9 protein-coding genes are annotated in these 9,849 nt (G+C 49.6%); all 9 read right to left on the bottom strand.

Translation table 11 applies throughout. From position 1 onward, the window contains the following. A partial coding sequence (locus PPL9_RS32990; protein WP_208989131.1) for a TonB-dependent receptor plug domain-containing protein occupies positions 1-1,075 on the bottom strand: 1,075 nt, incomplete at its 3' end. 326 nt (positions 1,076-1,401) lie between these two features. Next, positions 1,402-2,046, bottom strand: coding sequence for a NapC/NirT family cytochrome c (locus PPL9_RS03090; protein ID WP_057461273.1), 645 nt, complete (start codon positions 2,044-2,046; stop codon positions 1,402-1,404). A 28-nt stretch (positions 2,047-2,074) separates the two neighbouring features. Next, positions 2,075-2,518, bottom strand: a complete 444-nt coding sequence (locus PPL9_RS03085; RefSeq protein WP_208980620.1) for a nitrate reductase cytochrome c-type subunit — start codon at positions 2,516-2,518, stop codon at positions 2,075-2,077. Continuing rightward, positions 2,515-3,444, bottom strand: coding sequence for a quinol dehydrogenase ferredoxin subunit NapH (gene napH / locus PPL9_RS03080; protein ID WP_057461272.1), 930 nt, complete (start codon positions 3,442-3,444; stop codon positions 2,515-2,517). The genes PPL9_RS03085 and napH overlap by 4 nt, the downstream gene beginning before the upstream one ends. Continuing rightward, the gene (gene napG, locus PPL9_RS03075) at positions 3,441-4,241 is read right to left on the bottom strand and encodes a ferredoxin-type protein NapG (RefSeq protein WP_057461271.1); all 801 of its coding nucleotides are present in this window, start codon (positions 4,239-4,241) and stop codon (positions 3,441-3,443) included. Before napG ends, napH begins: the two co-directional genes overlap by 4 nt. 32 nt (positions 4,242-4,273) lie before the next feature. Beyond that, complete coding sequence (gene napA / locus PPL9_RS03070; protein WP_057461270.1) at positions 4,274-6,763, bottom strand: nitrate reductase catalytic subunit NapA; 2,490 nt, start codon at positions 6,761-6,763, stop codon at positions 4,274-4,276. A 13-nt stretch (positions 6,764-6,776) separates the two neighbouring features. Beyond that, entirely contained in the window at positions 6,777-7,037 is a 261-nt protein-coding gene (locus PPL9_RS03065; protein WP_057461269.1) for a chaperone NapD, read from the bottom strand. Positions 7,038-7,999: 962 nt separating this feature from the next. After that, positions 8,000-9,280 (bottom strand): carbohydrate porin, encoded by a 1,281-nt coding sequence (locus PPL9_RS03055; protein ID WP_208989130.1) that lies wholly within the window; start codon positions 9,278-9,280, stop codon positions 8,000-8,002. Positions 9,281-9,479: 199 nt separating this feature from the next. Continuing rightward, a complete protein-coding gene (locus tag PPL9_RS03050; RefSeq protein WP_057461267.1) occupies positions 9,480-9,728 on the bottom strand; it encodes a hypothetical protein in 249 nt (82 codons plus the stop codon). Positions 9,729-9,849: the final 121 nt, after the last annotated feature.

The following is a 9,849-nucleotide window of genomic DNA, read 5'->3' as shown; positions in this document are numbered from 1 at the left end:
GATCTTGAATGACCTGAAACCCCACTAATGTCACAACATTATCTGCTAGACTGAGATCAACTTGGCTATTCAGACCAAGTGTCTGCAGCTCGCTTTCGATATGATTGCTCCGCTGTTTCATCTTTGTGATTGTAGGAGGAGTAGTGAGTGGGAGCGCGAACTCAGGCCGAGTGTAAGTGTTATCAGCAACCCGATCTATTTGTTGGAAGTAACCATCAAAGTGAACTTTGGAGATATAATCGTTCACATTCTCAAAATCATAAAAGAATGAGAGTTTAGAGCGATCACGCTTGGGTAGATCAAACGGAAACTCTGAACTGCCGGTATTTACATCTGCCTCCAACTCATATCGCTCAGCTTTTAAGCTGAGACTATGCTGTTCGCCCCGGTATCCAATGTATGCGGTTGCACTTTGTTCTGAAGACGCACTAGGCTCCAAAGGTCCAGCCGGAGTTTCGCGATCACCATCATAAGCTCTTGATAAAGAAACTCGATAATCCCATTTATCAATCGTCCCTGCTGCAGAGCCAAAGCCACTCAAACCATTGGTTGATGAGTTAAACTTTGTACCAACTTCAATTTCCAAAGCGCGATCAGCGCCCTTTTTGGTGATGATATTAACAACACCGCCAATTGCTTTTGAACCATGGAGAACGGAGCCTGGACCTTTAACAACTTCAATTCGCTCAATGTCTTCTGGCGCGATAAGAAACAACGGTCCATAGGAAGTATGATCGGAAATCTCCTGTCCATCCACCAGCACTACATTGCGGATAGAAGACTCGCCACGAATACTAATGCGTTGCATTCCAGGTGCGCCGCTATCGATGATCTTAATGCCAGGAACATCACGCAGAACTTCAGTTACGCTATCCGCAACAGACCGCTCAATCTGCTCGCTCTCCACCACAGCAACGGAGCGGGTTACCTCATCCAGGCTTTGCTCACTACGCGAAGCTGTGACGACAATTGGCCCGAGCTCTTGTGGATCTGTTTGCTCCTGAGAATATGCACCTGACTGCAGTGCGAAATAGCAGATTCCGGTCATCAAGCCGGAGACAAAACCCTTGGACATCCCTACAACCTTTAATATGAGTTAATTACTCATATTATTGTATTGAGATATCTATCAATGTAAAAACCGCCACCCAGGTAAAATACATGAATATAATACTCATATTTGTGTCATTTTAAACACATCTCAGGTTGCTTCTCCTTGCTTCATTTGATTTGGATCAAGCAACCACACAGACAAGAGCTTCTGGCAGATGACAATCAGCAGCTTCGTCAACGGCTGATTCGACTCACTTACTTTGGTAGGAGCAAAGAAAAACCCACCTTTGAGAACTCTCAAAGGTGGGTTACTACTCTAGCGCCCTATGCAACTAGCCTAAGCGATGCCTAGTCATAAACAGCAGAGACTTTCTCTTTGTAAGCTTCCAGCGCATTGGCGGGCAGGCTGTGGGCGATGCCCTGGTGGCAATCAATACAGGTCTTGCCTTCCTTGAATGCATCAGAGTGAGCGGCAGAGGCACGACCTTCCTGAAGAACGAAGTCCATAGAGTTGAACTCATGACAGTTACGGCACTCGCGACTATCGGTCTTCTTCATTGCAGTCCAAACATTAGTCGCCAGTTGAAGACGTTTCTCCTCAAACTTCTCCGGACTATCAATGGTGCCCAGAGCCTTGTGATATAGCTCTCTGGAAGCTTGTACTTTGCGAACCACCTTATGCACCCACTCTTTCGGCACATGGCAATCCGGGCATGTTGCCCGCACGCCAGATGCATTCGCATAGTGGGCCGTTTCGGTATACTCCGCATAAACATTTGCTTCCATCTCATGGCAGCCGATGCAGAATTCTTCGGTATTCGTCATCTCCATGGACCAGTTGAAACTACCCCAAAAAACCACACCGACAACAACGCCAATCAGCAACAGAGCGCCTGCAGAAATTGTCGTTGCAGGATGTCTCAAAAACCGCCAGATCCGTTTGAACAAGCCAGGTCCCTGATCTTTACTGGGAATTGCGCCTTGATTGCTCATATTAATTTCCTCCAGTCAGAAGTGCCATCTAGCGTTCGCTTGACGGAGTAAATTCATTCTCCACCAACGGATCAGCATCGACTTGAGGAACATGGCATTGCGTACAGAACCAGCGTGTACCTGCAACCCGGTCCAGCTGACGTCCTTCACGGTCTGCATAATGTGTCATGGACAAGGTTGGCGCTTTTTTCTCCCCTGCATTAGCCCAGTCATGGCACGTCAGACACTGGTTGACTTTCAGGTCGACCTGATAAGCCTCAGTCTTGTGTGGCACCAATGGTGGTTGCTGGCGGAACTCACGGTTCACCCGAGTGTTTTGCGGGCGAGCAATCGGCTCGACGAAGACAGGTTCATCAACCTGTACACCCCGCAATGACTTTACCCCCTCTGCATGTGCGCTCAAGGCAGCAAAGCCGGTAAGGTGCAAAACCGCCATAATGGTGATAGCCTTCCAAGGCACTCCCGTTTTCATTTGTGACCTCCCATAGCTTTGGTCGTGACCGGATCGCGGGGGCCCGGTTCGATTGAAGTAGGTTGAATAAGTTGAGTATCGAAACGATGGGTGAAACTGAAAACATCCAGATCGCATACGTCGATACAGCGACCACAAGACGTACAGTCTCGATTTACAATCAGCGGGGTATCATCCCCTTTGCCTCGCAAAGCCGGAGAGATTACGTGGATCTCGGGGCAAACCTCGAAGCAGTCCATACAGTCATCACAGGCATCCCGGTTTTTCGCAGAAACCCGCAGCAAACTCTTGGTGTTGAGCAGCCCATAGACAGCCCCCATAGGACAAAGATGCCCACACCAACCATGCCGGGAGACAAAGGTGTCGAATAAAAACACCATCAACACCGCAGCCCAGGCAAACCCCATGCCGAACACCAATCCGCGGTGCAGCAAGGTCACGGGATTGACTAGCTCATAAGCAAGAGAGCCAGATCCGGCAGCAACCAGCAGCGTCATGGCCAGCACCCAATATCGGGTGTGCTTTTTCGGTTGCCATCCTTTTTTCAGATCAAGCTTGCGGTGCAACCAGTTGGCGCTATCAGTCACCACGTTCATGGGACAAACCCATGAGCAATACAGCCGGCCGCCAAACACGGCGTAAAAGCCAACCACAATGGCAACACCAATCAAACCTGTCAGTTCAGGCCAATGTCCTGTCACCATCGTCTGCAGCAACAGGAACGGATCTGTCAGCGGAAGGATATCCAGCGTCATGCTGGAGGTCAGTGTTCCTTTGACTATCCAGAGGCCTGCCCACGGCCCTGCGAGGAAGAGAGCCAGAATGAGCAATTGCGAGCTCCGTCTGAGCAACAGAAATCTGTTGCGCAGCACCCAGCTTCTCTTCTTTTCTTTTGGAACATGAGCGTCTAATGCATGAGTAGTCATGGCCGCCCCTTCCCTGGCTGGAATACGGGCTCAAACCCACCAGCATCCGGCACACGATCAGGCAGATCAATCACACCGGGAACCAACGCATTTCCTGCTTTGGCTTTTTCCTCCCAACCAAGCCGGTAGTGCTCAGCACTTTCAGCTCTGGCAATGCGGCGAGGAAGAACCTTGATCGCAGCTTCTGGCAACACACACGACTGCTCGCATTTGCCGCAACCCGTGCAGACGTCTGCATAAACTGTTGGCGAAAAGACTGCGTGACTACCTGTCCGCGTGTTTGGTGTCATTTCGAGTGTGATCGCTTCATCAATCAGCGGGCAAACCCGATAACAAACCTCACAACGCAAACCGAGGAAGTTAAGGCAGTTCTCCTGGTCAATCAGAACAGCCACACCCATATCAGCATCGTCGATATCGGTGAGAGAATGATCCAGTGCCCCTGTCGGACAGGCAGCAACACAAGGAATATCCTCACACATTTCACAAGGCACATCGCGGGCTGTAAAGTATGGCGTTCCTGTTGCCGGGCCAGTTTCACCAAGCTCGGCGAGTTTCAGCGTGTCATATGGGCAATCGCGAACACACAGTCCGCATCGCACACACGCACTCAAAAACTCTTCTTCAGAGAGAGCTCCGGGCGGTCTGATGGCGTCGGCAGGAAAAGCCTTAGCCTGCGCCTGATAGACCGTCAGAAACGTCGCAGCAACAGCACAGCCACACGCTGTGCGGGCCGCGTCGCCAAGAAACTGGCGACGCTTTGCACTGCTGAGGCCTGTCTTTTTGAGATCAGACATGGTTCTTATCCATTGCTGCTCAGAGGGTTGCTCTAAGCGCTTTCCACCTTACAAGCGCACTTTTTGTAGTCGGTTTCTTTCGAAATCGGACAAGTGGCATCGAGTGTAAGCTTGTTGGTCAACTGATTTGCATCGAAGAAAGGCATGTAAACCAAGCCTTTTGGAACCTTGTTCCGACCCCTGGTTTCCAGGCGTGTCAGCACTTCACCACGACGAGTGGAGATAGTGACTTCCTGCCCTCTGCGAAGACCACGCTCCCGTGCATCTTGCGGATGCATAAACAGAACAGCAGACGGGAATGCCCGATGAAGCTCTGGGACGCGCTGCGTCATGGAGCCTGTATGCCAGTGTTCAAGCACACGACCGGTGCAGAGCCAGAGGTCATACTCGTTGTCTGGCACTTCTGCTGGCGGCTCATATGGTGCGAAAATGATGTTCGCCTTACCATCAGGCTTACCGTAGAATTTAACGCCCTCACCTTTTTTAACGTAAGGATCGTACCCCTCGCGGAAGCGATAGAGTGTTTCCTTGCCATCAACCACTGGCCAGCGGAGACCCCGCGCTTTGTGGTAGACATCAAAGTCAGCCAAGTCGTGCGCATGGCCACGCCCAAATTCGGCGTATTCTTCAAACAACCCTTTTTGAACGTAGAAGCCGAAGTCTTCAGACTCATGGTTATTGAAGCCTTCTTTGACTTCAGAGACCGGGAACTTATCGACGACCCCATTGGCATAAAGCACTTCAAAGAGTGTCTTGCCGCGCAACTCAGGCATTTTGGCAAGCAGTTCTTCAGGCCAGACTTCTTCTGTCTTGAAGTACTTAGAGAACTCCATAACCTGCCAGACATCTGACATGGCTTCACCCGGAGCTTTCACCTGCTGACGCCAGAACTGGGTACGGCGCTCTGCGTTACCATAGGCCCCTTCTTTTTCCACCCACATAGCTGTTGGCAGAATAAGGTCAGCAGCCATTGCCGTGACGGTTGGATATGGATCAGAGACAACAATGAAGTTCTCAGGATTACGATACCCCGGCCAGCCTTCCTCGTTCATATTAGGAGCTGCTTGCAGGTTATTCGTGCACTGAACCCAATAGGCATTCAGCTTGCCATCTTTAAGCATGCGGTGATGCAGAACTGCATGGTAACCAGGCTTGGCAGGAATTGTTCCTTCAGGAATTTTCCAGGCAGTCTCACAGATTTCACGGTGCTTAGGATTTTTGACCACCATGTCTGCAGGCAGACGGTGCGCAAACGTTCCAACCTCACGCGCAGTACCACACGCAGATGGTTGGCCTGTCAGAGAAAATGGACCATTGCCAGGCTCAGAGATCTTACCAGTCAGCAGATGCACGTTATAGCAAAGGCTGTTCACCCAGCTGCCGCGTGAGTGCTGATTAAAGCCCATTGTCCAAAGAGACATGACCTTCCGGTTAGGATCAGCATAGATCTTCGCCAGTTTCAGGAGCTTTTCGGCAGGAACACCAGACATTTCTTCTGCATACTCAAGGGTATACTTGGAAACGAGCTGCTTATACTCCTCAAAGTCAATCTTGGAGATCTTACCGGAGCCAGCATTTTCAGCTGCCTGCTCGCGCGGATCATTCGGACGCAAACCGTAACCGATATCTGTCGCAGTTTTGGTGATGTTGACGTGCTTATTGACGAAGTCCCAGTTCACCGCATCATTTTCAATGATGTAGTTAGCGATGAAGTTGAGGATCACCAGATCAGTCTGTGGCGTGAACATCATGCCGTTGTCAGCAAGTTCAAAGCAACGGTGCTCGAAAGTAGAAAGCACATGAACTTCACAGCCCGGCTTGGTCAGACGGGTATCTGTAATACGTGACCAAAGGATTGGGTGCATCTCTGCCATGTTCGAGCCCCAAAGCACGAATGCATCGGCAAGCTCCATGTCATCATAACAACCCATCGGCTCATCAATACCGAAGGTCCGAATAAAACCTGCCACAGCTGACGCCATGCAATGGCGAGCATTCGGATCAATGTTGTTAGAGCGCAGACCAGCCTTCATAAATTTGGAAGCAGCATACCCTTCCCAGATAGTCCACTGACCAGAACCAAACATACCGACTGCGGTTGGGCCTTTTTCCTTCAATGCATCCTTGAATTTTTCGGACATGACAGTGAAAGCTTCATCCCAGGAGACAGGCTCAAACTCACCATGCTTGTCATAGACGCCAGCGGTCTTACGTAGAAGCGGTGTTGTCAGACGATCCTTGCCGTACATGATCTTGGAAAGGAAATAGCCTTTGATACAGTTCAAACCGCGGTTCACTGGTGCATCAGGATCACCTTGTGTGGCGACAACACGGTCGTCCTTAACACCTACAAGGAGAGAGCAACCTGTTCCGCAAAAGCGGCAAACAGCCTTGTCCCAGCGTATATCGGAGGCTTTTCCCTGAGCCTCGGCGGACTTTGGTAAAGCGATACCAGCTGCAGAAGCAGTTGCTGCAACCGCTGCTGACTTTATAATATCTCTGCGAGATGCCGTGATTGACATGTTTTGCCTCCCGTTAGGCCGCCTTCAAGTCAGGGTCGGAGTTTGGTTCGAATTGATGATAGGTAAGACCAGCGGACACGACGCCTGGCGTCCGGTGAATTTCCAGCACCTGCTGATCAGCGAAGGTCTCTTCCGTATCCTCTGCAGTCACAACAAGCTGGTTTGTATCCTCTTTGGTGATATGAACTTCCACGCCCGGCAGGGCGGACAATGCTTCAGAAACCTCTTGGGTTTTCCCCGCTAAGCAATTAACGAGAACGCCGCAAATGTTCATAGAACCTCCTCTTGGAGTTTAATTTCGCGCATTTCGATGGATCCATTGGGACAGGCAACAAGGCAGGCACCACACCCGGTACAAGCCTCACTGTCCAAATCAGGAATTTGCTGGCCACCTAGGCCAAGATGAAATCGGATTGCCCTCATCTCACAAAAGTCAGCGCAGGCCCGGCACGCGATCTTTTGATAGGAAAGGCAGTTGGAGCCGATCGTGGCTTTCATCGCCCAGGGAGCGTCTTCAGTCTTAACGAGCGCTCCCTCTTTGCAAACGTCGACGCACGCTTCACAGAAGGTGCAGGATCCCACTCCAAAATCGACAACAGCCAATCTGCTCCGCTCAGAAATTCGAAGGATCTTTTCAGGACACGCAGAAACACAATCACCGCAACCGGTGCATACATCGGAAAATTCAACTTCACCAATACTGTAAGGCGGACACGGCTTATCCTCCGCATACTTGGACATACCAAGAAAATGCCGCCTTCCCATCTGCGCTTTCATGATAGAATCAACTTCTTAACTGAACTGAGAAAAATATATCAACGAGATTACTTTTATATTTTGATTGCAATCAAATTGAATGCTTCAGAAATACTAGTACGAATAACTCAAGATTTAAATTTAACTTGAGTTTACATCTCACGTTTCCGTGATAATTTAGCTTTCGTCCACATTTCAAATTACTTCAAACTAAACTAATTTAGTGATTTCTGAAGTAACGTCAGTGCGTTCATCAAAGCCCCCCAAAATCCGGACCTGAAACCGACTATTTTAAAGCTGAAATTTTGTACTGCTTTTGTGGAGGCTGATGCACTTTGTAAAACTATTACGCACACTCAAAAACATAAAGATTACAGTGGATTTCCACGTACTTTTTCTTGGTCGTGTGCTGATGTTTTTTGCAAGTGATTTGCACTCTCGAAAACGAGCTATTTTTCTGAAAAAACAACGTCTTTAGGCTTAAAAATCAACGGACATTTCGACGCCAACAACCCATGCATCAGAGATATTTGTCTGGCCATTTGGGTTCACCACATACTGCCCATCGACCGTCGTATAGAACCATTCCGTAAACTGAAAACGATGGTTCACCTCAAACACAAGTTCATAGGTCTGACCTGGCAGGTCATCACTGAAGAAACCAAGATAAAATGCACCCGCTGTGATATCGTTATCCCGGCTATCAAGCAGTCCTTTGTAGTAGGCACCACCACTCACTCCGTAAGGCAAACTGTTGATGCTTTGTTGTGGTGCAAGCGTAAAAAGCCCCCAGAGATTAAAGCCTTGATCCGGTTGCTCTTCATAGACCATCTGGTTCGCTATGAAATAGAGCCCCCAGTTGCCCTCTTCCGTCGCGTTTGCATCGATGAAAGGCGTGTAATCACTGGTATCATAATAGCCGCCAAGCATATACTGCCCCGGTAAGTAAGCGCTGGTCTTCACCTGCCCAACCAGAATCCTACCTTCTGCAATTACCAACACGCCGTCTTCAGGGTTGAACTTGAAGTTAAATCCTTGATCTTCGTTGTCCTGCGCATTCAGGTCCGCGTTGTATGCACCGACAGAAAGGTAGAGAAAGTCCTCCGGTTTCACTGTTCCCCGAACACCCCACTGGCTGAAAGGGGGAGTAGTAAATGAAGGCAAGTTTTCAAGAAGCTGGGCCGGGTTTCCATTAACAGCGCTGTTGACATAAAGCGGGAAAGCCTCACTGAACGCAAAGTCCGCCCCCGCAGAAAGTCGACCTATCGCAATCTCCACCCGATCATTCGCCAGCGTCTGCAAAATGTTCATCTGCGAGATACCGAAAACATCGCCGATAAAGATCTGCGCCACATCAAAAACGTTATTGATGTCTTCACCAGACAAATCTCGCCCAAGCCCCTGATACAAACCAAGACTGAAACTGGTTCCGCTCAGACCCATCAGCTTTTCAAAGTCAAAGTTGATATTGGCCCCGAGCGCTCCGGCATAAGCAGCACTTTGCCGTTCTCCTCCAACCGGATTTGCCATGATATCGTGGGTGTAGTTCAACTCTGGATCGATACCCATATCGCTGAGCTTCGTCCGATACCCGCCCCAGTCTCCAGTCGCCGTCTCCCAATCGCCCCAGTTCAACGGCCAACGAGAGTCTTGCGCCTGCGCTACACCGTTGAAAAGCGCATAAAAACAAAGACATGCGCGCAGCAGGCAACACCACTTCATCACACTTGCTAATGATGTTAGGGCAACAGACGTTCGCAACTGTTGTTTCTCCTGTCAGGAAACACCAAATCAGATGGAACGCAGCACAACTCCAGCGGGACAACGCTATGCTGGCACATTAATTTTTGCTTCTGAATTGATAAAACTATCAATCAGAACAATCAGATGGCCACAGCGCACAAAAAAAGCGCGATCTTTGTAGATCGCGCTCGACTTCCAATGCTTGCAAAACAGATGGTTAGTCCAGCAAACCATCCGATTTATCCATGAGGTAACGGATATGTTTCGCAAAGGGATACGCAAACGGATAGCCCAAAACAACGCCGCCAGCCATCGCAAGATAAGGTGACATCACCGGCCATCCAACCCATGAGAAAATCAGCGACAAAAAGAAGAGGTTGATACCGACCGCTCCAATACCCAGTGGGTAAAGATAGAGTGCCAACCTTCTTACACTGATGCGATTGCTGAGGTCTTCTTCACTCATCTGCCTTTTACAACCCGGTGCACGATATAAAGTGAGACAACCAGCATAACAGTAGCAAGACCAAACCACAGCTCAGCAGTCGCACTTTGCGGCTGAGGCACAGGACGTTGGTATCCGGAAA

The organism is Pseudovibrio sp. POLY-S9, from assembly GCF_001431305.1.
In the GTDB taxonomy this organism is placed as follows: Bacteria; Pseudomonadota; Alphaproteobacteria; order Rhizobiales; family Stappiaceae; genus Pseudovibrio.
The sequence above is the reverse complement of the archived record's forward strand: the minus strand, read 5'-3'. Positions and strand labels throughout refer to the sequence as shown.